Source organism: Pseudomonas sp. TE3728 (genome assembly GCF_056279145.1).
Genome location: NZ_JBWBQT010000001.1, coordinates 3718205 through 3743503 on the forward strand (window position 1 = coordinate 3718205; position 25299 = coordinate 3743503).

22 protein-coding genes and 1 pseudogene are annotated in these 25299 nt (G+C 59.8%); 13 read left to right on the top strand and 10 right to left on the bottom strand.

Annotated features, from left to right (window positions below):
* Nucleotides 1-42: 42 nt before the first annotated feature.
* On the bottom strand, nucleotides 43-897 hold the full coding sequence (locus tag ACZ89R_RS16165; protein ID WP_429545250.1) for a sulfurtransferase: 855 nt from the start codon (nucleotides 895-897) through the stop codon (nucleotides 43-45).
* Between the two features lie 45 nt (nucleotides 898-942).
* Nucleotides 943-1614 (bottom strand): TetR/AcrR family transcriptional regulator, encoded by a 672-nt coding sequence (locus ACZ89R_RS16170; protein WP_192344927.1) that lies wholly within the window; start codon nucleotides 1612-1614, stop codon nucleotides 943-945.
* A 146-nt stretch (nucleotides 1615-1760) separates the two neighbouring features.
* Between ACZ89R_RS16170 and ACZ89R_RS16175 the strand changes: the two genes are divergently transcribed.
* From ACZ89R_RS16175 to ACZ89R_RS16195, 5 genes are all read left to right on the top strand, one after another.
* Nucleotides 1761-3191 carry a coniferyl aldehyde dehydrogenase gene (locus tag ACZ89R_RS16175; RefSeq protein ID WP_429545249.1) on the top strand — a complete coding sequence of 477 codons (1431 nt, stop codon included), beginning with the start codon at nucleotides 1761-1763 and terminating at the stop codon, nucleotides 3189-3191.
* 28 nt (nucleotides 3192-3219) lie between these two features.
* Nucleotides 3220-3765, top strand: a complete 546-nt coding sequence (locus tag ACZ89R_RS16180) for a twin-arginine translocation pathway signal protein (RefSeq protein WP_429545248.1) — start codon at nucleotides 3220-3222, stop codon at nucleotides 3763-3765.
* A 127-nt stretch (nucleotides 3766-3892) separates the two neighbouring features.
* Nucleotides 3893-5488, top strand: a complete 1596-nt coding sequence (locus tag ACZ89R_RS16185) for a GMC family oxidoreductase (RefSeq protein ID WP_476241472.1) — start codon at nucleotides 3893-3895, stop codon at nucleotides 5486-5488.
* A 115-nt stretch (nucleotides 5489-5603) separates the two neighbouring features.
* The gene (gene coaD / locus ACZ89R_RS16190) at nucleotides 5604-6083 is read left to right on the top strand and encodes a pantetheine-phosphate adenylyltransferase (protein ID WP_007897855.1); all 480 of its coding nucleotides are present in this window, start codon (nucleotides 5604-5606) and stop codon (nucleotides 6081-6083) included.
* Between the two features lie 148 nt (nucleotides 6084-6231).
* The gene (locus ACZ89R_RS16195) at nucleotides 6232-6483 is read left to right on the top strand and encodes a YfhL family 4Fe-4S dicluster ferredoxin (RefSeq protein ID WP_003195146.1); all 252 of its coding nucleotides are present in this window, start codon (nucleotides 6232-6234) and stop codon (nucleotides 6481-6483) included.
* A 92-nt stretch (nucleotides 6484-6575) separates the two neighbouring features.
* On the opposite strand, the gene ACZ89R_RS16200 is transcribed toward ACZ89R_RS16195, so the two are convergent.
* Genes ACZ89R_RS16200 through ACZ89R_RS16210 form a run of 3 tightly spaced genes read right to left on the bottom strand, consistent with a single transcriptional unit; the run spans nucleotide 6576 to nucleotide 8609 of the window.
* Nucleotides 6576-6899 (bottom strand): multidrug transporter, encoded by a 324-nt coding sequence (locus tag ACZ89R_RS16200; protein WP_429545247.1) that lies wholly within the window; start codon nucleotides 6897-6899, stop codon nucleotides 6576-6578.
* A gap of 54 nt (nucleotides 6900-6953) precedes the next feature.
* The gene (gene mutM / locus ACZ89R_RS16205; protein ID WP_008068069.1) at nucleotides 6954-7766 is read right to left on the bottom strand and encodes a bifunctional DNA-formamidopyrimidine glycosylase/DNA-(apurinic or apyrimidinic site) lyase; all 813 of its coding nucleotides are present in this window, start codon (nucleotides 7764-7766) and stop codon (nucleotides 6954-6956) included.
* Between the two features lie 30 nt (nucleotides 7767-7796).
* Nucleotides 7797-8609: an HDOD domain-containing protein gene (locus ACZ89R_RS16210; RefSeq protein ID WP_429547849.1), complete on the bottom strand. Its 813-nt coding sequence runs from the start codon at nucleotides 8607-8609 to the stop codon at nucleotides 7797-7799.
* A gap of 344 nt (nucleotides 8610-8953) precedes the next feature.
* Here ACZ89R_RS16210 and ACZ89R_RS16215 point away from each other — a divergent pair, with 344 nt between their 5' ends.
* From ACZ89R_RS16215 to ilvD, 5 genes and pseudogenes are all read left to right on the top strand, one after another.
* Nucleotides 8954-10150, top strand: a complete 1197-nt coding sequence (locus tag ACZ89R_RS16215; RefSeq protein ID WP_007897847.1) for a class I SAM-dependent rRNA methyltransferase — start codon at nucleotides 8954-8956, stop codon at nucleotides 10148-10150.
* Between the two features lie 437 nt (nucleotides 10151-10587).
* On the top strand, nucleotides 10588-11667 hold the full coding sequence (locus tag ACZ89R_RS16220; protein WP_429545246.1) for a SagB family peptide dehydrogenase: 1080 nt from the start codon (nucleotides 10588-10590) through the stop codon (nucleotides 11665-11667).
* A pseudogene (locus ACZ89R_RS16225) lies at nucleotides 11664-12641 on the top strand (diiron oxygenase). The gene ACZ89R_RS16220 and the pseudogene ACZ89R_RS16225 overlap by 4 nt, the downstream one beginning before the upstream one ends.
* Nucleotides 12634-13854 carry a multidrug effflux MFS transporter gene (locus ACZ89R_RS16230; RefSeq protein ID WP_429545245.1) on the top strand — a complete coding sequence of 407 codons (1221 nt, stop codon included), beginning with the start codon at nucleotides 12634-12636 and terminating at the stop codon, nucleotides 13852-13854. The pseudogene ACZ89R_RS16225 and the gene ACZ89R_RS16230 overlap by 8 nt, the downstream one beginning before the upstream one ends.
* A gap of 258 nt (nucleotides 13855-14112) precedes the next feature.
* A complete protein-coding gene (gene ilvD / locus ACZ89R_RS16235) occupies nucleotides 14113-15954 on the top strand; it encodes a dihydroxy-acid dehydratase (protein WP_429545244.1) in 1842 nt (613 codons plus the stop codon).
* Nucleotides 15955-16142: 188 nt separating this feature from the next.
* Here the strand turns inward: ilvD and ACZ89R_RS16240 are convergent, their stop codons facing one another.
* Complete coding sequence (locus ACZ89R_RS16240) at nucleotides 16143-17198, bottom strand: HAD family hydrolase (RefSeq protein ID WP_429545243.1); 1056 nt, start codon at nucleotides 17196-17198, stop codon at nucleotides 16143-16145.
* 238 nt (nucleotides 17199-17436) lie between these two features.
* On the opposite strand from ACZ89R_RS16240, the gene ACZ89R_RS16245 reads away from it, so the two are divergent.
* The gene (locus tag ACZ89R_RS16245) at nucleotides 17437-18828 is read left to right on the top strand and encodes an L-cystine transporter (protein ID WP_429545242.1); all 1392 of its coding nucleotides are present in this window, start codon (nucleotides 17437-17439) and stop codon (nucleotides 18826-18828) included.
* 121 nt (nucleotides 18829-18949) lie between these two features.
* Here the strand turns inward: ACZ89R_RS16245 and ACZ89R_RS16250 are convergent, their stop codons facing one another.
* Nucleotides 18950-19462, bottom strand: a complete 513-nt coding sequence (locus tag ACZ89R_RS16250) for a dihydrofolate reductase (RefSeq protein WP_429545241.1) — start codon at nucleotides 19460-19462, stop codon at nucleotides 18950-18952.
* 85 nt (nucleotides 19463-19547) lie between these two features.
* Between ACZ89R_RS16250 and ACZ89R_RS16255 the strand changes: the two genes are divergently transcribed.
* Entirely contained in the window at nucleotides 19548-20927 is a 1380-nt protein-coding gene (locus ACZ89R_RS16255; RefSeq protein WP_429545240.1) for a DUF2868 domain-containing protein, read from the top strand.
* Nucleotides 20920-22296, top strand: coding sequence for a GTPase/DUF3482 domain-containing protein (locus tag ACZ89R_RS16260; protein ID WP_429545239.1), 1377 nt, complete (start codon nucleotides 20920-20922; stop codon nucleotides 22294-22296). The genes ACZ89R_RS16255 and ACZ89R_RS16260 overlap by 8 nt, the downstream gene beginning before the upstream one ends.
* A gap of 130 nt (nucleotides 22297-22426) precedes the next feature.
* On the opposite strand, the gene ACZ89R_RS16265 is transcribed toward ACZ89R_RS16260, so the two are convergent.
* The 3 genes from ACZ89R_RS16265 to ACZ89R_RS16275 form a co-directional block, all read right to left on the bottom strand.
* Entirely contained in the window at nucleotides 22427-22984 is a 558-nt protein-coding gene (locus tag ACZ89R_RS16265) for a phosphonate degradation HD-domain oxygenase (protein WP_429545238.1), read from the bottom strand.
* Nucleotides 22984-24117, bottom strand: a complete 1134-nt coding sequence (locus ACZ89R_RS16270; RefSeq protein ID WP_429545237.1) for a TIGR03364 family FAD-dependent oxidoreductase — start codon at nucleotides 24115-24117, stop codon at nucleotides 22984-22986. Before ACZ89R_RS16270 ends, ACZ89R_RS16265 begins: the two co-directional genes overlap by 1 nt.
* A gap of 144 nt (nucleotides 24118-24261) precedes the next feature.
* Nucleotides 24262-25287, bottom strand: coding sequence for a putative 2-aminoethylphosphonate ABC transporter substrate-binding protein (locus ACZ89R_RS16275; RefSeq protein ID WP_123719723.1), 1026 nt, complete (start codon nucleotides 25285-25287; stop codon nucleotides 24262-24264).
* Nucleotides 25288-25299 lie beyond the last annotated feature (12 nt).

The following is a 25299-nucleotide window of genomic DNA, read 5'->3' on the forward strand; positions in this document are numbered from 1 at the left end:
GTTTCAGGTAGGAGCTGCCGAAGGCTGCGATCTTTTGATCTTTCATTCGCCCTTGGCGACGCCTCGCGCAGGATCGTTGATCCACTCGCTCCACGACCCGGCATACAACGACCCCAACGGATAACCCGCCAGGCACAGGGCGAACAGGTTGTGGCAGGCGGTCACGCCGGAACCGCAATACGCGACCAACTCCGTCGGTGAACGATCACCGAGCTTCGCGGCAAACCGCTGCTTGAGCTGTTCGGCCGGCAGGAAGCGCCCGTCGCTGCCCAGGTTATCGGTGAACGCGGCACATTGTGCGCCGGGAATGTGTCCGGCAACCGGATCGATCGGCTCCACTTCGCCCTTGAAGCGCGGCAAGCCGCGGGCGTCGAGCAAGGTTAACGCGGACTGGCCGAGACGTTGCTGGAGTTGTTCGGTGCTGAGCACCAACGAAGCATCCGGCGTCCCGGTGAAGGTGCCACGGGTAACCGACGGCGGATCAAGACTCAGGGGCAATCCGGCGGCGTGCCAGGCTTTCAGCCCGCCATCGAGAATAAACACACCGTCGCGTTTACCCAGCCACGCCAGCAACCACCACGCCCGCGCCGCGTAGGCGCCGGGACCGTCATCGTACAAAACCACTTCGCTGTCGGCATTGATGCCCCAGGCTTGAAAGCGTTCGATCAAGTCGGCGGGCTCAGGCAATGGATGACGCCCGGTAATCCCCTTGACCACTGTCCCGCTCAAATCACGCTCAAGATCGGCAAAGCTCGATCCGGCAATATGCCCTTCGGCGTAGCTGCGCTGCCCGTAATCAGGGTCTTCGAGGGCAAAACGACAATCCAGAATCACCAGCCCCAGCGTCTCCTTTTTCAGGTCCAACGCTTGCGGGCTGATCAGTTGCGCAATGGGCATAACGGGCTCCTGTGATTTTGTCTGTCTCGAATCCTACTGCACTCTTTATCCCACTTCTTCCAGCGCCTGGGCCAGCGGCACATAAAACTCTTCGAACAGTGCATTCACCGCATCGTGAGCTTGATCGGTGACGAACCCGGCCTCCAGCACCAGCACCTGATACACGCCTCGTTTGATGGCCTGTTCGCTCAGATGGTTGGAATTTTCCCGCGTCGTGCACAGAAAACGCACCCACGAGGTGAGAATGATCCAGGCATTGAGGGTCAGGGATTCGATCTGAACCTTGTCCATGCACAGAATGCCGGCCTCGACGAAACCCGCGTAGATGTGTGTGCCCTGGATCAGGCAGCGCTGGGAAAAACGCCGGTAACGGGCAGCCAGCTCAGGATCGCTGTCGAGCAAATGCTCGAGGTCGCGATGCAGGAAGCGGTATTGCCACATGGCGGCGAGCAGTTCCTTGAGGTAGAAGCGCTTGTCTTCGACTGTCGCTGCGCGGCCCTGGGGCGGACGCAGGAAGCTGTCCACCAGGTTTTCGTACTCACTGAACAACACGGCGATGATCGCCTGCTTGTTGGGGAAGTGGTAGTACAGGTTGCCCGGGGAAATTTCCATGTGGGCAGCAATGTGGTTGGTGCTGATACTGCGCTCGCCCTGTTGATTGAACAGCTCCAGGCTGTTCTGCACGATGCGCTCGCTGGTTTTGATCCGAGGGGCCATGGCTTGAGCTTTAATTCAGAGTGCGATGAGGGGCATCTTACGACCTATCCGCGCATGGATAAAACAAAGCTGTACCAAAGTGCTATTTGACTTTCTAGAGTATAGACTCTAAAAAGTTCCTCATTACAATAAATCCGGAGCCGACCATGCCTGCAGACATTGCCTACCTGAAGAACCTGCAGCAGCCTCTGGACGAACTCCAAACCCTGTTCGATGCTCAACGCGCGGCGTATGCCGCCAACCCGATGCCACCCGCAGCTCAGCGCCAACAATGGCTAAAGGCGTTGAAGGACCTGCTGAGCAACGAGCGCCAGGCCCTGATCAATGCGATCAGCCAGGATTTCAGCCACCGCAGCGCCGATGAAACCCTGCTCGCCGAACTGATGCCCAGCCTGCACGGCATTCACTACGCCAGCCGGCACCTCAAAGACTGGATGAAAGCCTCGCGACGCAAAGTCGGCCTCGCCTTTCAACCAGCGTCGGCCAAAGTGGTTTATCAGCCGTTGGGCGTGGTCGGAGTGATCGTGCCGTGGAACTACCCGCTTTACCTGGCCATCGGGCCGCTGGTGGGTGCGTTGGCGGCAGGCAACCGGGTGATGCTCAAACTCAGCGAATCGACCCCCGCCACCGGTTTGCTGCTCAAGGAGTTGCTGGGCCGAATCTTTCCCCAGGACCTGGTCTGCGTGGTGCTGGGCGAGGCTGATATCGGTGTGGCGTTCTCACGGTTGCGTTTCGATCACTTGCTGTTCACCGGCGCCACCAGCATCGGCAAACACGTGATGCGCGCGGCGGCCGAGAACCTGACCCCGGTGACCCTCGAGCTGGGCGGCAAGTCCCCGGCCATCGTTTCCCGCGATGTGCCGCTCAAGGACGCCGCCGAACGCATCGCTTTCGGCAAGACCCTCAATGCCGGGCAAACCTGTGTCGCCCCGGACTACGTGCTGGTGCCGGAAGACCGCGTCGGCTCTTTCGTCGAAGCCTATCGTCAGGCTGTTCGCGGGTTTTATCCGACGCTGGCCGACAACCCGGACTACACCGCCATCATCAACGACCGGCAGCTGGCACGGCTCAATGGCTACCTCAGCGATGCCACCAGCAAGGGCGCGCTGCTGATTCCGCTGTTCGATCAGGGCCAGGGCCGACGCATGAGCCATAGCCTGTTGCTCAACGTCAGCGACGACATGACAGTGATGCAGGACGAAATCTTCGGCCCGTTGCTGCCAATCGTGCCGTACAAGGATCTCGATGAAGCGTTTGCCTACATCAACCAACGGCCTCGCCCACTGGCGCTGTATTACTTCGGCTACGACAAGCGCGAGCAAAACCGCGTCCTCCACGAAACCCATTCCGGCGGCGTTTGCCTCAATGACACCTTGCTGCACGTTGCTCAGGACGACATGCCGTTTGGCGGCATTGGTGCCTCGGGCATGGGCCACTACCACGGCCACGAGGGTTTCCTGACCTTCAGCAAGGCCAAAGGCGTGCTGATCAAACAGCGTTTCAATGCGGCGAAATTGATCTATCCGCCCTACGGCAAGTCCATTCAGAAACTGATCCAGAAGCTGTTTATCCGCTAAACATCCTCACCGCTGGGTAATAACAACAATGAGCCCAAGCCTGTCCGATACACCCGCGCTGTCACGGCGCGGCCTGCTTAAATTCAGCCTCGGCGCCAGCGCCTTTCTGGCCACGGCCGGATTAGGCGCGAGCCTCAGCGGCTGCTCGTCGAATACGCCGGCCAGCGGTTTCGCGATTCTGCGCAGCGGCGACCTGCTGTTTCTGCGGGCAGTGATTCCAGTGATGCTCGGCGGCGCCGTGGCCGTCGAAAAAATGCCGACCGCCGTCGCCGAGACTCTGCACAGCCTGGATAACGGCCTGAATCACCTGTCGCCGGAAATGCTCAAACTGACCCGGCAATTGTTCGATGTATTGGGAATGGCCGTGACTCGCGGGCCACTGACCGGGATCTGGGGTAGCTGGGAAAACGCCAGCAGCGAACAGATCCGGCACTTTTTCGACCGTTGGCAAAACAGCTCATTGAGCCTGCTGCGCATGGGCCACAGCTCGTTGCTGCAAATGGTGATGATGGCGTGGTACAGCCGGGCGGAGTCGTGGGCGCATTGCGGGTATCCGGGGCCGCCTACGGTTTGAAATCGTGGCGACCCTATCGCGAGCAGGCTCGCTCCCAGGGGTTACGCGATCCATGTGGGAGCGAGCCTGCTCGCGATAGCGTCTGCTGCCTCACCACAGAATCCAAAATAATAAGAGAACCCCAGACATGCCCGTACCCGATCCGTTCCGCGAAGGCCTGGCCCGTGGCTGGAAAACCTACAACGGCGCCCAACTGACCGAGGACCTGACCCTCGAAGCGGACGTGGCAATCATCGGCAGCGGTGCCGGCGGTGGAACCACCGCCGAAATCCTCAGCGCCGCCGGCTACAAGGTGTTGCTGATCGAAGAAGGCCCGCTCAAGACCAGCAGCGACTTCAAGATGCTCGAAGACCAGGCCTACACCAGCCTCTATCAGGAAGGCATCGGGCGCATGAGCAAGGACGGTGCGATCACCATCCTCCAGGGCCGGGCAGTGGGCGGCACCACGCTGATCAACTGGACCTCAAGCTTTCGCACCCCGGACCCGACGCTGGAACACTGGGCCAAAGAGCACGACGTCAAAGGCCACACGCCGGCCGAGATGGCGCCCTGGTTCGAGAAAATGGAGCAACGCCTGGGTGTCGCCCCTTGGAGGGTGCCACCCAACGCCAACAACGAGGTCATCCGCAAGGGCTGCGAAAAACTCGGCTACGCCTGGCATGTGATTCCGCGCAACGTGCGCGGCTGCTGGAACATCGGCTACTGCGGCATGGGTTGCCCGACCAATGCCAAGCAATCGATGCTGGTCACGACCATCCCGGCGACCCTGGAAAAAGGTGGCGAGCTGCTCTATCTGGCCCGTGCAGAAAAGCTGTCGCTCAAAGACGGCAGGGTTACGGGGCTGCAATGCGTGGCGATGGATGAGCGTTGCGTCGCGCCCACCGGACGCACGATTACGGTCAAGGCGCGGCATTACGTACTGGCCGGCGGCGGGATCAACAGCCCGGCGCTGCTATTGCGCTCCGAAGCGCCGGATCCTCACGAGCGGCTGGGTAAACGGACGTTCCTACACCTGGTAAACATGTCGGCCGGGCTGTTTGATGAGGTGATCAACCCATTCTACGGCGCGCCGCAGTCGATCTACTCCGACCATTTCCAGTGGCAGGATGGCGCCACCGGCAAGATGTCTTACAAACTTGAAGTTCCACCCCTGCATCCGGCGCTGGCCAGCACGTTACTCGGTGGTTTTGGCACGGAAAGCGCCCGGCATATGGCAAACCTGCCGCACACCCACGCCATGCTGGCATTGCTGCGGGACGGTTTTCACCCGGACAGCCCTGGCGGCGGCGTTGAATTGCGCGGTGACGGCACACCTGTGCTCGACTATCAGGTTTCACCCTACGCCTGGGACGGGTTGCGCCGGGCTTTCCACAGCATGGCCGAGATCCAGTTCGCCGGTGGCGCCAACGCCGTGATGCCGATGCACGCCGACGCTCGTTACGTGAAAACCCTGGCCGAAGCACGCACGCTGATTGATGACCTGAGCCTTGAGTTGTATCGCACGCGCCTGGGCAGTGCTCATGTGATGGGCGGTTGTGCCATGGGTGAAGACCCGAAAAATGCCGTGACCGACAGCCTCGGCCAACATCACCAACTCGCCAATCTGTCGATTCATGACGGCTCGCTTTTCCCCACCAGCATTGGGGCAAACCCGCAATTGTCGGTCTACGGACTGACGGCACAATTGGCTACTTCGCTGGCCGAACGTTTGAAAAACCCATGAAAACGCGGAATATTCCCATCGTCTATAGTGCTTTCTTACCCAACAGGCGACTTGGCCGACCGGGAAGGCTGCGATACCATCCGACTCCCCAACGGACTCCCGCCAGGACGACGCGATGAACCGAGTGTTGTACCCAGGTACCTTCGACCCTATTACCAAGGGCCATGGCGATCTGGTCGAACGCGCCTCGCGCCTGTTCGATCATGTGATCATCGCCGTCGCTGCCAGCCCGAAAAAAAACCCGCTGTTTCCCCTGGAACAACGTGTGGAGCTGGCCCGCGAGGTCACTAAACATCTGCCGAACGTTGAAGTCGTCGGCTTCTCGACGCTGCTCGCGCACTTCGCCAAAGAGAAGAACGCCAACGTATTCCTGCGTGGTTTGCGCGCGGTATCGGACTTCGAATACGAATTCCAGCTGGCCAACATGAACCGCCAACTGGCACCGGATGTGGAAAGCCTGTTTCTTACGCCGTCCGAGCGTTATTCGTTCATTTCCTCGACGCTGGTGCGTGAAATCGCAGCCCTGGGTGGCGATATCACCAAGTTCGTCCACCCGGCGGTGGCCGACGCCCTCACCCTACGCTTTAAAAAGTAGGAGCTGCCGAAGACTGCGATCTTTTACGGCTACCGCAATCTTCGATCGCTGCACTTGATCGCGCCCGCGTGCACTGCGGGCGCCAATGCGGCACAATTGTGCGCATTGATTTATTGCGCCCGGGCCTGCCGCCCTGGCTGGAGTTAGCATGTCCCTGATCATCACCGACGATTGCATCAACTGCGACGTCTGCGAACCCGAGTGCCCGAACGCCGCCATCTCCCAGGGCGAAGAGATCTACGTGATCGACCCGAACCTGTGCACACAATGTGTCGGCCACTACGACGAACCGCAGTGCCAGCAGGTCTGCCCGGTGGATTGCATCCCGCTGGACGAGGCTCATCCGGAGACTGAAGAACAGTTGATGGAGAAGTACCGCAAGATTACCGGTAAGGCTTGAAAGCCTGAAAAGATCGCAGCCTTCGGCAGCTCCTACCCTGGAATGCGTACACCAGTAGGAGCTGCCGAAGGCTGCGATCTTTTGATTCTGCCTCACTCCTGCTGTTCAAACCCCTCCCCGATGCACCCCAGGCACCGCACAAATGCGGCTTTCGCCGGATCGACCACCAACGCTTGCCCCGCATCGCCAATGCCGCCACCCAACGCGGTAAACGGCAATGACAGCACAAACGCCCCGGCACCGATCACCGTCGCCGCCACCAACAAAGGTCGAGCAATCAGCAAGTCGCCAAGCATGGCGTAGGCCGGTGGGTTCTGGATGGTGTAACGCGGATCGCCGCTGCCGTTCTCAGCCGCCAGCGCGGACGCACCGACGCTCAGCAGCAGCGCAACAACAAGGGTTCGAAACGGATTCATGGCACGGTCCTTCGGCTAGGCAGTGTGAACACTGACTATAGACCGTAGCCGGTATCAGCTCTGACAACGCGGACAAAAGACGCTGGCGCGCTGCCCAAGCTTGACTTCCCGCAGCCCTGTGCCACAGACCTTGCAGTGTTCACCACCACGGCCGTACACGAACAGTTCCTGCTGAAAGTAACCCGGTTGACCGTCGCCACCGATAAAGTCCCGCAACGTGGTGCCCCCGCGCTCGATGGCGAGGGCAAGGATGCGCTTGATCTCAATCGCCAGCTTCAAATAGCGCGCCCGAGAAATGCTCTTGGCTTCACGGCGCGGGTCGATGCCGGCGGCAAACAACGCTTCTGTCGCGTAGATATTGCCGACGCCGACCACCACCGCGTTGTCCATGATGAACGGTTTGACCGCCATGGAACGCCCGCGGGATTGCTGGAACAGACGTTCGCCGTCAAACAGGTCAGTCAACGGCTCCGGCCCGAGTCGAATCAGCAGTTCATGGTTGAGTGGGTCCAGGCTCCAGAGCATCGCGCCAAAGCGTCGCGGGTCGGTATAGCGCAGGGCCAGACCCGATTCCAGTTCAATGTCCACATGCTCATGCTTGGCCGCCGGCAGGCCGACTTCCACCAGCCGCAGATTGCCCGACATCCCCAAATGACTGATCAGCGTGCCGACTTCGGCGTTGATCAGCAGGTATTTGGCGCGCCGTTCCACCAGCACGATGCGCTGACCGGACAGCCGCACATCCAGGTCTTCGGGGATCGGCCAGCGCAGACGGCGCTCACGCACGATCACCCGGCTGACGCGCTGGCCTTCCAGGTGCGGTGCAATCCCGCGGCGGGTGGTTTCGACTTCCGGCAGTTCAGGCATGGGGCTCTCGAATCAGGCGAGGTTCGACACTCAACGCGTGGCGAGGTCGCGAATCTCTTGTTTCTGGGTTTCGAAATCGTATTCCGATAGGCCGATGTAATCGAGCACAAGGGGCCCGACACTGTTCCATTCGTGGTCTTCGGACTGGTTGCCCAGTACCCGGAAGGAGGTGCAAATGTGTTCGGCCATCTTCAGGATCGCCAGCAAGTTTTTCAGCGGCGTGTTGCGTGACGATTCATCGCTGAAAATGGCCAGGGCGTTGTGATGGTTGGCAATGGCCTGGGTGACATGTTCCGGCAGGCGCCAGGACTTGGCGGTGTAATACCCGACCACGGCGTGGTTGGTGTTGTATTGCTTGTTTTCGGTATCCACCACCCGGCATTCGGCACTGGCATTGGCATAGGCCTGTTCCAGCACTTTCATGTAGTCGGGGAATTTCTTGATCATCAACGGGATGCCGCAATCGTGGAACAGGCCCAGCGCATAGGCTTCATCACCGGCCTGGACACCGACGCGCTTGGCCAGGGTCAGGCACGTCATCGCCACGTCCTGCGCCGTATCCCAGAAACGGTTGAGTGTAACGATGGCATCATCGTTCAGCTCGCCCTTGATCGACTGCGCATTGATCAGGTTGATGATCGAGCGGCTGCCCAACAGATTCACTGCCCGCTGGATCGCGGTGATCTTGTTACTCAAGCCGTAGTACGGCGAATTGACGATTTTCAGCAAGGCGCCGGAGAGGCCTGGGTCCTGGGAGATCAGCTTCGCGATCACTTCCAGATCCGGGTCGGGCATGTACTGCTCCATCTGCAGATCCACCATGATCTGCGGCTGAGGCGGCACACTGATGCCTTGCAGGGACTGTTGAATCTGTTCGGTCGTCAACTCTTGGGACATAAGTACACACTCCGGGTCAGGCGGGGATTCTAACCCTTAAAAAGATGGATCTGACACACTCGCAGCTATGTCGCCGAAATTTCATTTATTGCCCAGAACAAATGCACTCCCTGTGGAGCGAGCCTGCTCGCGATAGCGTCGGATTAGCCAACATTGATGTTGAATGTACTGCCGTCATCGCGAGCAGGCTCGCTCCCACAAGTTGCAGCCCCCCTCACCGCATGTCCATCCGCCAAGCCGAGCCCTTGCGCAACACGCTATACTCCCGCTCTTTTTTCCGGAGCGACGTCATGTCCCTGCCTAGCCTGCGCCTTAAAGCCAACGCCGACCGTCGCCTGCGAAACGGCCACCTATGGGTCTACAGCAACGAGATCGATGTAGCCGCTACGCCTTTGCACGGTTTCAAGGCTGGCGACCAGGCGATCCTCGAAGCCGCCAGCGGCAAGCCGCTGGGCATCGTTGCCATGAGCCCGAACAACCTGATCTGCGCCCGCCTGCTGTCGCGTGACATCAAGTTGCCGCTGGACAAGTCGCTGCTGGTGCATCGCCTGAATGTTGCCCTGTCCCTGCGCGATCGCCTGTTCGACAAGCCGTTCTATCGCCTGGTCTACGGCGACTCCGACCTGCTGCCAGGCCTGGTGGTCGACCGTTTTGGCGACATCCTGGTGGTGCAGATCGCCTCGGCGACCATGGAAGCTCACAAAGACGACGTGATCGCGGCACTGACCCAAGTGCTCAAGCCAAGCGGCATTCTGTTCAAGAACGACTCCGCTGCCCGTGATGCCGAAGGCCTCAACCGCTATGTCGAAACCGTATTCGGCCTGGTGCCGGAATGGGTTGCTCTGGAAGAGAACGGCGTGAAATTCGAAGCGCCAGTCATCCAGGGACAGAAAACCGGCTGGTTCTACGATCACCGCATGAACCGCGCGCGCCTGGCCCCTTATGCCAAAGGCAAGCGCGTACTCGACCTGTACAGCTACATCGGCGGCTGGGGCGTGCAAGCGGCGGCGTTCGGCGCCAGTGAAGTGTTCTGCGTCGATGCTTCGGCCTTCGCCCTCGACGGCGTCGAGCGCAATGCCGCACTGAACGGCGTCGCCGAAAAAATGACCTGCATCGAAGGCGACGTATTCGAAGCCCTGAAGGAACTGAAAGCCAGCGAAGAGCGTTTCGACGTCATCGTGGCCGACCCTCCTGCCTTCATCAAACGCAAGAAAGACATGAAAAACGGTGAAGGCGCCTACCGCCGCCTGAATGAGCAAGCCATGCGCCTGCTTAGCAAGGACGGCATCCTGGTCAGCGCTTCGTGCTCGATGCACCTGCCGGAAGACGATCTGCAGAACATTCTGTTGACCAGCGCCCGTCACCTGGACCGCAACATCCAGATGCTGGAGCGCGGCGGTCAGGGCCCGGATCACCCGGTACACCCAGCGATTGCCGAGACTCGCTACATCAAGAGCATCACCTGCCGTCTGCTGCCAAACAGCTGAGTACGCTGGTTTGACGGGGAGCCAACAGGCTCTCCGTCAGCCGTTTCAAGGCCACACCATCCACTCTTCAGCCTCTGCTTCTTACTCTTGCGGTCCTACTGACTTGCAGGACGTTTCCCTGCATCCTTTATTTAAAAGAATATAACTTACAAACTTACTCCTACCGTCAGATCGCTCCGACAAAATTACTAGAACCTTCCTACTTAATATCCCCTTGATAAGGGCTCATTACAGCCTATGATTGAGTTGTCACCGCGAAGTGACACTCACTATCAATGACAAGGAGTCAAAAACATGAAAGCAATTACTCTGGAAACAAACAAAATCGCTAACCTGGCTTTTCTGGTTGCGCCAAAAACCCGCTAAGTAAATGAAGCGCTGGGGAGTGCCGGCTACCCAGCGTTTTCTGTAGTCATGTCCAGAGCGAACTGTCCATCATGCAGATAAACCCATACTTGTTCATACTTCCGCGTACGCCCGGCCAAATAGTCTGGGATTACAAAAACCATAAACAATTTGAACTTAACCTGGAATATTCAACCCGACTTGCACAACTTATCAATAACCCCAAACTGTATGACGACAGCAATAGAATAGACACTCAACTTCTGAACTCCGGAATATTGACCCATTCAACACAAGACACTATTGAATGGGGTTGGGATGAACTGTCGAAGATATTCCATATCGGCACCAAGAACATTCCCTGCGAACATGTCCCTCAGAACATTCATGAATGGTCGAGGCACTATCTGGACCATTGCACCGAAGTACTGGCCGCACCCGCGCCGGGCACCAGGCTCAAAGAACACCAGGCGCGCGAGCTGATTGCCCTGCCAAAAACCTCCTGCCTGCCGCAAGGTTCGCTTGCCAGCGTCCTGATCGGCCGCAAAACCTGCCGCACCTTCACGGATGAAGCGGTTTCGCTAGAAGATGTCGGCACACTGCTTTACCTGTCCCTGGGCTACTTGCATGAACGCGAAAATGACGTCGACGAAACCATTGTCGAAGGTCTCGGTGCCCGACGCAGCAGCCCGTCCGGCGGCGGGCTGAATGCCTGCGAAGGCTTTCTTCATGTACAAAACGTCAGCGGCCTTGAACCCGGGTTCTACGCCTATCATCCCGTCGACCATGCACTGAGCTTCATCAACCCGGCACCTGATTCGCCCCTGGGGCAGTTGCTGTGTGGCCAACATTTCATCAATAACCTGCCGGTGGGTCTGTTCATTACCGCTCGCTTCGACAAGTTGTGGTGGAAATATGAACACTCACGAGCCTACCGAATGGCTTTCGTGGAGGCGGGGCATGTTTCCCAGACCTTTCAACTGGTGGCCACTGCACTGGGGCTGAACACATGGCTGACAGGAGCTCTGACGGACGATCAGGTCGAAACATTGCTGGGGCTTGAGAACAATCCAGAACAACCCTTGTTTTTTGTTGGCTGTGGCCACAGCGACGGACAAGTGATGTGCAAGGAATTGAAGGATCTGCTGAGCAGTCGGGAGCCGCAACAATGACCGCCCCCATCATTGCGCCGGTAGATCGCCCCCTTTCCTGGGCGCGGCGTTTCACCCTCGGTGACTGGAATACCCGCGCGTCGGTGCGAACCAGCGAGCACGACTATCTATTGCCGCCAGACCTGGAATAACAATTGGAAACACGCCACTGGTTTCCTCCGGCCTTCCTCGCATACCTGAAGCACCCGGCTATCGAAGCGCTGGGCCAAACCGTCATCCATCGGCTGTCGGCCAATCATCTGGTGTATTTCCTCGACTACACCACCTTGCTCGAACACCGCATCGTCAACCGATCCGTGGAAACCATCATCCACGGTGAACTGAAAGCCTGCGTCCCCCCGCGGATGAAGACCGCCGCACTTCAGCTTTATACCGACGAGGGTTATCACGCACTGTTCTCCAACAGCCTTGCCGAGCAGGTTGCCGGGGTTTACGGGATCAGTCCGCGCCCGGTCATGCCTCACCGCATCACGCGGTTGAACACCTTGCTCGACCGCACACCTGAAAAAAACAGGGCACTGGCCTGGTTTCTCGTCGGGTTCGTGTCGGAGACGATCATTGCCAAGGATCTGCTCGACATCTGCCGTAACGACCTGGTGTCCAGCGTCGAGGCAATGCTCAGGGACCACCTCTCGGACGAGGCGCTTCACAGCCGCTATTTCTCTGAAGTGTTCCATTACCTGTGGTTGACCCTGAACAGCCGTCAACGCACGTTCGCCAGCAGGCTGCTGCTGGACATCGTCCGGATTTTCTTCGAAGCCGATGAGCGATGGATGCGGGAAAGCCTGCACAGCGCGGGTATCGACGAGACCGCCGTCACAGAGATTCTCGGAGAACTGACTAGCCGCCAAGCCACCCTTCAGCGTGCGCGATCCGGCAGTGGCGCGACGCTTGATGCTTTGAAAAAAGCCGGATTCTTCGCCCTGCCATACAACCAGCAGCTGTTCATGAAGGCAGGACTTATCGATGAATGAAGGACATTCTGCGGCAACCGCCAGACAGCGTCGTGGGGCGGTCAGCCTGTTGTTGGCAATGGTGCTGCTTGGCGTATTCCCGCTGGATGTCCTGCTTCCCTCGTTCCCTGCACTCGCCGAACACTTTCGCAGCACGTCCGCCGACGTTGCGCTGTCGATCAGTCTGTTTGCCGTCGGCATCGCCGCCTCTCAACTGCTGATCGGGCCGCTGTCGGATGTGATCGGACGCAAAAGGTTGTTGCTCGCCGGAATCACCGTTTCGATGCTGGGGGCGGTGGGCTGCGTACTGACCACGGACTATGTCCATTTCCTGTTGCTGCGTGTCATTCAGGCGCTCGGCTGCGGGTGTTTCGTGCTGTCACAAGCACTGATTCAGGATCTGTTCGAGGGTGAGGAACGTGACCGGTTGCGGATCCTGATGGTCACCGCCACCGGCATTTTCATCTCGGTCTCGCCGTTGGCCGGTACATTCCTGCAAGCCACGCTGGGCTGGCAGGGCAGCTTCTGGGTGTTTACCGCACTGGCCGGCGTGGTACTGCTCAAAGCCTGGCTGTTTCTCGACAATACCCGCCCGGCAGCAACCCGCGCGCGGCCGAATATCCTCCAGTCCTACAGTGGGGTCCTGCGTGATGCCGACTTCCTGCCCTACTGGTTGATTTCAGGCTTTGCTTTCGCCTGCCATTTCTCATTCATCGTGATTTCGCCGCTGATCTTCATGGACCAACTCCAGTTATCGGCCTATGACTACTCGCTGATCCTGCTGGTATACGGCGGCGCCTACATCGTCGGCGGCATGGCTGCGATTGTGCTGTGCAAACGCATCAGTCCCCGTCATCAGATCATCAGCGGGTTGAGCCTGATCCTGCTGTCCGGTCTCATCATGCTTTACCTTTCAAACCACGTTGCATTGTCATCGGTCACCGTCCTGGTACCGATGCTCATCTGCACCGCCGGCACCACCATTGCCCGACCGGCCGCCACCTCCAAAGCCATGAGCCTGTTCCCTGAAAGTGCGGGAACCTCGGCGTCGGCCGGCAGCACGGTGATTTTCATCTGCGGCGGGTTGATCAGTGCGCTCATCAGCTTGGGGCCGGCCAACCTGCAATCCACCCTTGGATACAGCTTCGTCCTCCTGAGCAGCGTGGCGCTGGCGCTCAACAGTCGTATCAATCAACGTGCCAAAACCCCAAGAGCCAGCCCAGGCATCGAATAACGCCGCCGATCGTCACCCCATATGCTTCATCGGCGCTGGATCAACGTTTTCCGGCATTCCCTCCTGACGCCAGCGGTGTAGAATCGCGAGATTCATCGCCATTCATCCCCCGGCGGGTTTATGAGCTCAAGCTGAAGCGCGCGGCGATCCCGCAAAGTTATCGGCAACTTCCGGACACACGGCCATTTCTGAGTGTTCCAGACGTCAATAGAAGCTCACTTCCCCTTTTGATACCTGATTAGCCGCCCGGAGTGCTTCATGCCTGATTACCGCTCGAAAACATCCACCCACGGCCGCAACATGGCCGGTGCCCGCGCACTGTGGCGCGCCACGGGGATGAAAGATGACGACTTCAAGAAGCCGATCATCGCCATTGCCAACTCCTTTACCCAGTTCGTACCGGGTCATGTGCACCTCAAGGACTTGGGGCAACTGGTCGCTCGCGAAATCGAACGGGCCGGCGGCGTCGCCAAAGAATTCAACACCATCGCCGTGGATGACGGCATCGCCATGGGCCACGACGGCATGCTCTATTCGCTGCCGAGCCGCGAGATCATCGCCGACTCCGTCGAATACATGGTCAACGCCCACTGCGCCGATGCCATCGTCTGCATCTCCAACTGCGACAAGATCACCCCCGGCATGTTGATGGCCGCCCTGCGCCTGAACATCCCGGTGATTTTCGTGTCCGGCGGCCCGATGGAAGCCGGCAAGACCAAACTGGCCAGCCACGGTCTCGACCTGGTCGATGCCATGGTGATTGCCGCCGACTCCAGCGCCTCCGACGAGAAAGTCGCCGAGTACGAGCGTAGCGCCTGCCCGACGTGCGGCTCGTGCTCCGGCATGTTCACCGCCAACTCGATGAACTGCCTGGTTGAAGCCCTGGGCCTGGCATTGCCGGGCAACGGTTCGACCCTGGCCACCCACAGCGACCGCGAACAGCTGTTCCTGCAGGCCGGCCGCACCATTGTCGAGCTGTGCAAGCGTTACTACGGCGAGAACGACGAGTCGGTGTTGCCGCGCAACATCGCCAACTTCAAGGCGTTCGAAAACGCCATGACCCTGGACATCGCCATGGGCGGTTCCACCAACACCATCCTGCACTTGCTGGCCGCGGCCCAGGAAGCCGAGATCGATTTCGACCTGCGCGACATCGACCGTCTCTCCCGCCATGTGCCGCAACTGTGCAAGGTCGCGCCGAACATCCAGAAGTACCACATGGAAGACGTGCACCGTGCCGGCGGGATCTTCAGCATCCTCGGCTCCCTGGCCCGTGGAGGTCTGTTGCACACCGACCTGCCGACCGTGCACAGCCGCAGCATGGAAGAAGCCATCGCCAAGTGGGACATCACCCAGACCACCGACGAAGCCGTGCATCACTTCTTCAAGGCCGGCCCGGCAGGCATCCCGACGCAAACCGCGTTCAGCCAGTCGACCCGTTGGGAAACCCTGGACGACGACCGTGAAAATGGCTGCATCCGCAGTGTCGAACATGCTTACTCGAAAGAAGGCGGCCTGGCCGTTCTGTACGGCAACATCGCTCTGGACGGCTGCGTGGTGAAAACCGCCGGCGTCGACGAGTCGATCCACGTCTTCGAAGGCAACGCGAAGATCTTCGAAAGCCAGGACAGCGCCGTACGCGGCATCCTCGCCGATGAAGTGAAGGCCGGCGACATCGTGATCATTCGTTACGAAGGCCCGAAAGGCGGCCCGGGCATGCAGGAAATGCTCTACCCGACGTCTTACCTGAAATCCAAAGGCCTGGGCAAAGCCTGCGCCCTGCTCACCGACGGCCGCTTCTCTGGCGGCACTTCGGGCCTGTCCATCGGCCACGCTTCGCCAGAAGCCGCTGCTGGCGGCGCGATCGGTCTGGTACAGGATGGCGACAAGGTACTGATCGACATTCCGAACCGCTCGATCAACCTGTTGATCAGCGATGAAGAAATGGCCGCCCGCCGTGTCGAGCAGGACAAGAAAGGCTGGAAACCGGTGGAAGTGCGCCCACGTAAAGTGACCACGGCGCTCAAAGCCTATGCCCTGTTGGCCACCAGCGCCGACAAGGGTGCGGTACGTAACAAGGCGATGCTTGACGGGTTGTAATACTTAACCGTCGAACAAAAAAATGCCCCGCCAAGTGCGGGGCATTTTTTTGACCAAAATCCCCCAAACACTGGAGATCAACTGTGGGAGCGAGCCTGCTCGCGAAAGCGCCGGGTCAGTCAACATCAATGCTGAATGACACACCGCCTTCGCGAGCAGGCTCTCTCCCACATTTGGATCCTCGGTGCTTACTGAATCTCTTCAGGTTTGACGATCACCCAGTTCTTGTCCGCCGTCACCGCCAACCCTTCTTTCGCCTGGGCTGCTGCGTTTTTGGCCATCATGCCGTTAATCTGGGTCATGTATTTGTCTTTGCGGTTGACCCACAAATGGATACCGCCCTTGGACACGTCGACGCTGTGGAACAGCATGTAGCCATCGCTGGTCGGGGTATCGCCGCCCACCAGGACCGGTTTTTTCCATTCATCGATATACGTCAGGATCGCCGACTGTTTACCCGCCATCCAGGTGGCCGGGGTCCACAGGTACGGGGTCAGTTCGAGGCCCAGGTTGGCCTTCTCGTCATACTTGCCCGCGGTGACCTGCTTGCGTGCCGTGGTCAACTCGCCGGTCTTGCGGTCCTTGAGCATTAGGCTCACGCCGATCACGTTCTGCGGCTTGACGTTGTAGCCGTACTTCGGATCGGAGGCGACCATGCGCACCAGTTCTTCGGAGGCGGCGGTCATCACATAGACCTCGATGCCGTTCTCCATCAGCTTGTTGTAGAGCTCTTTCTGACCGGTGAAGATTTTCGGCGGGTTGACGTCGATGGTCTTGACCACGTCGCCATCGTAATAAGTGCTCGGCACCGGTTTGCCAGACGCCATCAACTCATCGACGTTGCCCTTGAGCTCCTGAAGCGTGAAGCCGGAAAACACTTGGGCGACCCATGGATAGCAAACCATGTCGTCGATTTCACAGAGGCGATAGTAATAGCTGAACAGGCTTTCCTTATGGTCGGCGGTGTCCTTGAACGGGATCAGTTTCAGGGAGGGATCGAGGCTCTCGCGGGTGATCAGGCCCTTGTTTTCCATGAACGGCAACAAGGACTCTTCGAGGTCGTAGCGGTAACTGGTGTTGTCCATGTCGAACACCGCGAAGTTACCTTTGTTGGCATTGGCCGCGATCATCACGTCCAGCGCCTTGGCCTGATCGGCTGGCCAGTGTTTCAGGTCCGTAGCGAACGCCTGGCCGGCAAGGCCCAAGCAGAATACGGCAGCCAGAAATTTCGGTGCGAGCTTCATCTGCGTTTCTCCCTGATTCAAAGATATCGACGCTAACAAATCTGTATGACAGTCCCCGCCTGCCCGCGACCGCTTGCATCCTGATTCCGCCAACTGCATTCCTCACAGCGGCATCGGCTTATTCCAAAAACGACAGTCAACCGCTGTTTTTGATATTAAATCATTACATATCAAGCTGTTAGGCTTGCCGGTTCGCAGTCACACACGAAGGTGGCTGGCACAAGTCTATGGAGCCTCTATGAATCTGCCGCTGATTCTCAATCTGCTGGTGTTCCTCGCCTTGCTCTTTGGCCTGGCGCAAACCCGCCACACCACCTGGAGCCTGGCCAAAAAGGTTCTGCTCGCGCTGGTACTGGGCGTGGCATTTGGTGTCGCTCTGCACACGATTTATGGTGCGGGCAACCCGGTATTGAAAGCCTCGATCAGTTGGTTCGATCTGGTGGGCAACGGTTACGTGCAGTTGCTGCAAATGATCGTGATCCCGCTGGTGTTCGCCTCGATCCTCAGTGCCGTGGCGCGCCTGCACAACGCTTCGTCGCTGGGCAAGATCAGCTTCCTGACCATCGGCACGCTGCTGTTCACCACCGCCATCGCGGCGCTGATCGGCATCGGCCTGACCAACCTGTTCGGCCTCACCGCCGAAGGCCTGGTCGCCGGCACCCAGGAAATGGCTCGCCTGCAAACCATTCAGAGCGACTATGCGGGCAAGGTCGCTGACCTGAATGTGCCGCAACTGCTGCTGTCGTTCATCCCGCAGAACCCGTTCGCCGACCTGGCTCGCGCCAAGCCGACCTCGATCATCAGCGTGGTGATCTTCGCCGCGTTCCTTGGGGTCGCAGCGTTGCAACTGCTTAAGGATGATGTCGAGAAAGGTCAGAAAGTGATCAACGCCATCGACACCCTGCAAGCCTGGGTGATGCGCTTGGTGCGTCTGGTGATGAAGCTGACCCCGTACGGCGTATTGGCGCTGATGACCAAAGTGGTTGCCGGCTCCAACCTGCAAGACATCCTCAAGCTCGGCAGTTTTGTGGTGGTGTCCTACATTGGCCTGGGCTTGATGTTTGTGGTCCATGGCATGCTGGTGTCGGCAGCCGGGATCAACCCGCTGCGCTTCTTCCGCAAGATCTGGCCGGTGCTGACGTTTGCCTTCACCAGCCGCTCCAGCGCCGCCACCATTCCACTGAGCATCGAAGCTCAGACCAGCCGTTTGGGGATTCCACAGTCCATCGCCAGTTTCGCCGCTTCGTTTGGCGCAACCATTGGCCAGAACGGTTGTGCCGGTCTGTACCCGGCAATGCTGGCGGTGATGGTCGCGCCGACCGTGGGCATCAACCCGCTGGACCCGCTGTGGATCGCGACGTTGGTGGCGATTGTGACGCTGAGTTCGGCCGGTGTGGCCGGGGTTGGTGGCGGCGCGACCTTCGCCGCGTTGATCGTGCTGCCGGCCATGGGTTTGCCGGTGTCACTGGTGGCGTTGCTGATTTCGGTTGAGCCGCTGATTGATATGGGGCGTACGGCGTTGAACGTGAGTGGTTCGATCACCGCTGGGGCGATCACCAGCCAGATTATGCAGCAGACGGATAAAGAACTGCTGGATGCGGATGAGCATTCGGAGTTGGCTCACGCTTAAATTTTTAGCGCCTGATCTGGCCTCATCGCCAGCAGGCTGGCTCCCACAGGGGTTTTGCGTGTTCACGCAATCCGTGTTTCACCTCAAACCCACTGTGGGAGCCAGCCTGCTGGCGATGCTTTTAGGCCTTTTCCCAAACTTCAAAGTTGTAGGCCGGCTTGTCGCCTTCCGCCGGATTCGGAACATTCGACACCAGCTTCCACTGGTTCAAATCAAACTCCGGAAACCACGCATCCCCTTGCGGGCTCAGCGCCACACGCGTCAGGTACAGCCGATCAGCCTGTGCCAACCCTTGCGCATACAACTGCGCCCCGCCAATCAACATCACCTCATCGACGCTCTGCTCGTTCGCCCATTCCTGCGCCCGAACGACGGCAGCCTCCAGCGACGGATAAACCTCCGCGCCTTCCAGCTGCAGATCCGCCTGACGGCTGACCACGATGTTCAACCGGCCCGGCAGAGGACGACCGAGGGAATCCCAGGTCTTGCGCCCCATGATGATCGGTTTGCCAAGGGTGGTGGCCTTGAAGTATTTGAAGTCCCCCGGCAAGTGCCAGGGCATGCTGTTGTCGACGCCGATCACACGGTTTTCACCGAGGGCTGCGATCAGGCTGAGGGGGAGTGATTTAGTCATGTCGGCGAGGATACCAGAGCCTCCCTTACCCCGATAAGCGTCACAGCGGTTATGCTCACCGCTCAATTAAGCGACGGGATGCCGCGTGACTGAACTGACCCCACTGCAAAACCTCTGGCTGAGCGAAACCGTGCGCCTGCGTGAAGAACACGCCGGCCCCTTGGACGATCTGGAAGCCAATCGAATCGCCCGTAGCGCCGGCGGCGACCTGCCGACGCGCATTCAACGCCGCGCCCTGTGGCTGGCCGAGCGCGACGGGCAGACCCACGCCCTCAAACATTGGCTGCAAGGCGCGCGACTGGCGCTGATCGTGCTGGCCGTTCTCGCCATAATCAGCGGCGCCGGCCTGGCGTTTGCCGCGCTGGGCGACGGCCAGTCCCCGGTCAATGTGTTCTGGGCGTTGGGCAGTCTGCTCGGGCTGAATCTGATTCTATTGTTGAGTTGGGCCCTGGGTCTGGTGTTTGCCGGTGAACAGGGCGCCGCCCTTGGACGCTTGTGGTTGTGGCTCAGTGAAAAACTCGCCCGCGATGCCAACGCCGCGCAACTGGCGCCGGCCCTGTTGCTGTTGCTGCAACGGCAGAAACTCAATCGCTGGACGCTGGGCGTGCTGGTCAACGGGTTGTGGTTGCTGGCGATGCTCAGCGCCTTGGTAATGGTGCTGACGCTGATGGCGACCCGGCGTTACGGCTTCGTCTGGGAAACCACCCTTCTCGGCGGCGACACCTTCGTCGCCATGACCCAAGCCCTCGGCGCCCTGCCGGCCTTGCTCGGTTTCAGTGTGCCCAGCGTGGAGATGATCCGGGCCAGCGGCGATGCTGCGCTGAACATCGAAAGTGCCCGACAGGCCTGGGCGGCGTGGCTGGTTGGGGTTCTGCTGGTGTACGGTGTTTTGCCGCGATTGCTGCTCGCATTGTTCTGCCTGTGGCGCTGGAAAACCGGTCAAGCAGCCCTGCATCTGGATTTGAACCTGCCCGGCTACGCCCAACTGCGCGAACGGCTGATGCCCACCAGCGAACGCCTGGGCATCAGCGATGCTGCGCCAGAACAACTTCATCGGGTTGAAAGCGCTGCCAGCGATCTGCAAAGCGATGGCTCGCTATTGGTGGCCATCGAGCTGGACGACCAACGCCCCTGGCCGCCGCAGTTGCCGAAAAACGTCAACAACGCTGGCGTCCTCGACAGCCGCGAATCCCGGCACAAACTGCTCGAACAGTTGAGTCGTTTTCCCCCGGCCCGGCTGGCCATCGCCTGTGACCCACGGCGTTCGCCGGACCGTGGCAGTCTGGCGCTGATTGCCGAACTGTCTCGCAGCGCTACCGCCACCCGTGTGTGGTTGCTGCAAGCGCCGCCCGGCGAAGCGCTGGATGCCGAACGCCTGGGCGACTGGCATGTTGCGCTACGACAACTGGACCTGCCGTTCGCCGATTGCGCGCCGTTGAACTGGCTGGAGACGGGTCATGACTGATGCCTGGAAACAGCCCTTGAAGCTTGCCGTGGTCGGCCACACCAATGTCGGCAAAACCTCGTTGCTGCGAACGCTGACGCGAGACGTCGGCTTCGGCGAAGTGTCCCATCGCCCCAGCACCACTCGCCACGTCGAAGGCGCGCGATTGTCGGTAGACGGCGAGCCGTTGCTCGATCTCTTCGACACTCCGGGCCTGGAAGACGCCATCGCCCTGCTCGACTACCTCGAGCGCCTGGAACGCCCCGGCGAACGCCTCGACGGCCCGGCACGACTGGCGCGTTTTCTTGAGGGCAGCGAAGCCCGGCAGCGCTTCGAACAGGAAGCCAAGGTGCTGCGGCAACTGCTCGCCTCGGACGCCGGGCTCTATGTGATCGACGCCCGGGAACCGGTGCTGGCCAAGTACCGCGACGAACTGGAAGTGTTGGCCAGTTGCGGCAAACCGCTGTTGCCGGTGCTGAATTTTGTCAGCAGCGCCCAGCATCGCGAACCTGATTGGCGTGAAGCCCTGGCGCGTCTCGGTTTACATGCCTTGGTGCGTTTCGACAGCGTCGCGCCACCGGAAGATGGCGAACGTCGACTCTACGAAAGCCTCGCGCTGCTGCTGGAAAACTCCCGCGAACAGCTTGAGCGTTTGATCGCCGACCAGCAGGCCCAACGCCTGGCCCGTCAGCAAAGTGCAGTGCGGCTGATCGCCGATTTATTGATCGATTGCGCCGCCTGCCGGCGCAGTGTGGTCAGCGAGGTGGAGCAGGAACAGCAAGCGATCAGCGAACTGCGCAAAGCGGTGCGTCAGCGCGAACAACGCTGCGTCGAGGCGCTGCTCAAGCTCTACGCCTTCCGCCCACAAGATGCGGCGGCCAGTGACTTGCCGCTGCTCGATGGCCGCTGGGGCGATGACCTGTTCAACCCGGAAACCCTGAAGCAGCTCGGTGTGCGGGTCGGCGGCGGCATCGCGGCCGGCGCGGCGGCCGGGGCCGGGGTCGATCTGCTGGTGGGCGGCCTGACCCTCGGCGCAGCGGCACTGGCCGGAGCGATTGCCGGTGGCGCCCTGCAAACTGCCCGCAGTTACGGCAGCCGTTTGCTGGGCAAGATAAAGGGGCAGCGAGAACTGACCGTCGACGACGGCGTGCTACGGTTGTTGGCGTTGCGTCAGCGGCAATTGCTACAAGCGCTGAGTTCCCGTGGACACGCAGCGATGGACAGCATTCAGGTCGCCACACCACAGGACAAAACCTGGCGCGAAGGCAAACTGCCGGAAGCGCTGAACAAGGCGCGGGCGCATCCGCAGTGGTCGTCGCTTAATCCGAATTCGAAGTTGAGTCAGGGGGAGCGGCAGGAGCAGATTGAGGTGTTGGCGCAGCAGTTGTAAAAACCGGGGTAATTTTGGTGTTTGGATTGCCCCATCACGAGCAGGCTGATCCCACAGGGGATTTGCGTCGTTCACAGATCCAATGTGGGAGCGAGCCTGCTCGCGATGGCAGCCACTCGGTTCCGAGGCTCTACGCGGCTAGCAGGCGCAACGCCTTCTCCTTCAACAGCCCAAGATTCATCACCGGCACCCACATCTCCTTGGCCAACTCATCCCACTGACGCATCTGCAAACTGACGGCACACAACGGATCCTGCTCAAACGCCTCAGCCTCGGCAGCCGTCATCACCCCGCCCTGATACTCAAGCGTGCGCCGACTAGCTTCGCTCAAGCGCTCGTAGTACCCGGGCTCTTTGAGCGTCAGATAACGCTTGGCCTGAACGTGGTACTCCACCAGCCGCGCCAGGCGTTCGCTGAAGCCGGCGCGACGCAAGTAATCCGCCCCCAGTCGCTCGTGGCTGACGATCCCAAAACCACCCATGCTCTCGGCACCCTCGGCGCAGAGATGCCCGATGTCATGAAAGAACGCCGCCAGCACCACTTCATCATCGAACCCCTCGGCCATCGCCAGTTCCGCCGCCTGAGACATGTGCTCGATCTGCGACACCGGTTCGCCGATGTAATCGTTGTCGCCAAAACGCTCGTACAGACCGAACACCTCGGCGATCACTTGCTCATGGCGGCCCATCAACTGTCTCCCAATAAAGTCGCAACGTTACGTTCGGCCATCGCCGGCCCGACGCTCATGCCGACACCGGTGTGCATCAGCGCCACGCTCACACCTGGCATCGGCTGCAGAAAGGAGAACGGCCCCGGTCCGCGTGAACCATAGACGCCCTGCCAGCGTTCGATCACTTGCACCTTGCAGCCCAATGTCTGCTCGGCCAGTTCAATCATCCAGTCATCCACCTGCTCGGCATTGAACGGTGATGGATCGCTGCCGTAATGGTGGGAGTCGCCGATGATCAACTCACCGTAAGGCGTCGGGCTGATCAGCAGGTGAATGCCATTTTCATGCAGATGGGGTGCCTCACGCAGAATCTGCGCCTGCACCGCGGCGGCTTCCGGCAGATCGGCGAAGGCGCCGTAATGCACGCAACTCAGGCCGGTGAGCAGTGCGTGTTGCAGGTTGAGGTTAATCTGCGGTCGGGCGCGGAGCATTTGCAGGCGGCAGATTTGCGGATTCAACTCGGCAATCGGCTCGGCCAGCAGCGTTTGATAATCGTGACCGGAGCAGACGATGATCTGCTCGGCGCTGAAGGTACCGGCGGTGCTGTGCAAGCGCCCCGGCTCTATGTCGCGCACCAGCGTAGAGAAGTGGAACTCGACGCCTAACTCGCGGCGCAGGTAGTCGATCAACGCCGGAATCGCTTCGCGCGAATACAGCTGCTGGTCGTCCATGCCGTGCAGCGCGGCACGGTGATGGCTGAACTGGCCGCCGTATAAATCGCGCAACGCCGCACCACGCAGTAGGTCGACGCGGTAACCGTGCTGCATGGCGCGGCCGGCGCAGAAGGCTTCCAACAGGTGTTCTTCCGCTTCGGTGCGGGCGAACAGGTACGAGCCGTTGCGCTTGAGCTGCAGGCCCGCCAGTTGTGCCCATTGGCCCCAGATGTCGCGGCTGGACTTGGCCAGTTCAAGCATTGGGCCGGGTGGCTGGCCGGTGACCAGTGCCTGGCCAAAATTGCGTACCGAGGCGCCCAAAGGGGTTTCGCTGCGTTCAAAAACGGTGACTTTCAGACCGCGCTTGGCGGCGGCGTAGGCGTGGGACAGACCGAGGATGCCGGCACCGACGATCAGCATGTCGCTGTGTTGTGTCATGGGGTTTTGTCCTGAATTCACGACCGCTATCGCGAGCAGGCTCGCTCCCACAGTTGATTGGGGACAACCCCAAATCTCCATCCACTGGAGATCCAATGTGGGAGCGAGCCTGCTCGCGATGGGGCCCTGTCAGCCTACGAAGATTTACTTAGCCGCCACTTTCTCGGACTTGCCGTCATAGCGCTTGCGCCACTCGGTCAGGATTTCGTCACGATTCTTCGAGGCCCAAGCAAAGTCGTTCTTGATCAGTCGCTGCTCATAATCCGCCGGCAGTTCGGTCTGCGGCTTGGCGATACCCGGTTGCGCGAGCACGGCGAAGTTCTCTTTATAAAGCTCCATCGCCGCCGGGCTTGCAGAGAAGTCCGCCAGCTTCTTCGCCGCGTCTTCGTGGGGCGTGCCTTTGATCACGGCGGTGGCTTCGATCTCCCAGCCCAGGCCTTCTTTCGGCAGGATGATGTCCAGCGGCGCGCCCTGGCGCTTCAACTGAACGGCCGGGTATTCGAAGGAAATGCCGATCGGGAATTCACCAGCGGCCGCAAGCTTGCACGGCTTGGAACCGGAGTGAACGTACTGGCCGATGTTCTGGTGCAGGTCGTCCATGTACTGCCAGCCCTGCTTCTCGCCGAAGGTTTGCAGCCAGGCGCTGACATCGAGGAAACCGGTGCCGGACGAGGCCGGGTTGGGCATGACGATCTTGCCTTTGTATTCAGGCTTGGTCAGGTCCTGCCAGCTCACGGGCTTGCTCAAACCCTGTTTTTCGGCCTCGACGGTATTGAAGCAAATGGTCGCCGCCCAGACGTCCATGCCGACCCAGGCTGGCGGGTTGGCCGCGTCGCGATAGTTACCACCGATCTTGCCCAGGTCTTTCGGTGCGTAGCTTTGCAGCATCCCTTGCTGATCGAGAATCGCCAGGCTCGACGCCGCCAGGCCCCACACCGCATCAGCCTGCGGGCGGGCTTTTTCGGCCAGGAGTTTGGCGGTGATGATGCCGGTGGAATCGCGCACCCACTTGATCTCGACGTCCGGATTGGCCTTTTCAAAAGCCTCTTTGTAGGTCTTCAGTTGTTCGGCTTCGAGGGCGGTGTACACCGTCAACTCGGTTTTCGCCGCAAAGGCATTCAGGCTGAAAGCGGTGAGGACAGCAGCGGCCAGGGCCAAAGGCTTGAACATGATCTTTTCCTG

Coding starts and splice junctions, on each gene's coding strand:
- mutM (WP_008068069.1), bottom strand. CDS start 7,766: ATGCCTGAACTGCCGGAAGTCGAAACCACCCGCCGCGGGATTGCACCG.
- ACZ89R_RS16240 (WP_429545243.1), bottom strand. CDS start 17,198: ATGAAGCTCGCACCGAAATTTCTGGCTGCCGTATTCTGCTTGGGCCTT.
- ACZ89R_RS16195 (WP_003195146.1), top strand. CDS start 6,232: ATGTCCCTGATCATCACCGACGATTGCATCAACTGCGACGTCTGCGAA.
- ACZ89R_RS16180 (WP_429545248.1), top strand. CDS start 3,220: ATGAGCCCAAGCCTGTCCGATACACCCGCGCTGTCACGGCGCGGCCTG.
- ACZ89R_RS16220 (WP_429545246.1), top strand. CDS start 10,588: ATGCAGATAAACCCATACTTGTTCATACTTCCGCGTACGCCCGGCCAA.
- ACZ89R_RS16170 (WP_192344927.1), bottom strand. CDS start 1,614: ATGGCCCCTCGGATCAAAACCAGCGAGCGCATCGTGCAGAACAGCCTG.
- ACZ89R_RS16175 (WP_429545249.1), top strand. CDS start 1,761: ATGCCTGCAGACATTGCCTACCTGAAGAACCTGCAGCAGCCTCTGGAC.
- ACZ89R_RS16230 (WP_429545245.1), top strand. CDS start 12,634: ATGAATGAAGGACATTCTGCGGCAACCGCCAGACAGCGTCGTGGGGCG.
- ACZ89R_RS16165 (WP_429545250.1), bottom strand. CDS start 897: ATGCCCATTGCGCAACTGATCAGCCCGCAAGCGTTGGACCTGAAAAAG.
- ACZ89R_RS16275 (WP_123719723.1), bottom strand. CDS start 25,287: ATGTTCAAGCCTTTGGCCCTGGCCGCTGCTGTCCTCACCGCTTTCAGC.
- ACZ89R_RS16185 (WP_476241472.1), top strand. CDS start 3,893: ATGCCCGTACCCGATCCGTTCCGCGAAGGCCTGGCCCGTGGCTGGAAA.
- ACZ89R_RS16265 (WP_429545238.1), bottom strand. CDS start 22,984: ATGGGCCGCCATGAGCAAGTGATCGCCGAGGTGTTCGGTCTGTACGAG.
- ACZ89R_RS16200 (WP_429545247.1), bottom strand. CDS start 6,899: ATGAATCCGTTTCGAACCCTTGTTGTTGCGCTGCTGCTGAGCGTCGGT.
- ACZ89R_RS16215 (WP_007897847.1), top strand. CDS start 8,954: ATGTCCCTGCCTAGCCTGCGCCTTAAAGCCAACGCCGACCGTCGCCTG.
- ACZ89R_RS16270 (WP_429545237.1), bottom strand. CDS start 24,117: ATGACACAACACAGCGACATGCTGATCGTCGGTGCCGGCATCCTCGGT.
- ACZ89R_RS16245 (WP_429545242.1), top strand. CDS start 17,437: ATGAATCTGCCGCTGATTCTCAATCTGCTGGTGTTCCTCGCCTTGCTC.
- ACZ89R_RS16260 (WP_429545239.1), top strand. CDS start 20,920: ATGACTGATGCCTGGAAACAGCCCTTGAAGCTTGCCGTGGTCGGCCAC.
- ilvD (WP_429545244.1), top strand. CDS start 14,113: ATGCCTGATTACCGCTCGAAAACATCCACCCACGGCCGCAACATGGCC.
- coaD (WP_007897855.1), top strand. CDS start 5,604: ATGAACCGAGTGTTGTACCCAGGTACCTTCGACCCTATTACCAAGGGC.
- ACZ89R_RS16250 (WP_429545241.1), bottom strand. CDS start 19,462: ATGACTAAATCACTCCCCCTCAGCCTGATCGCAGCCCTCGGTGAAAAC.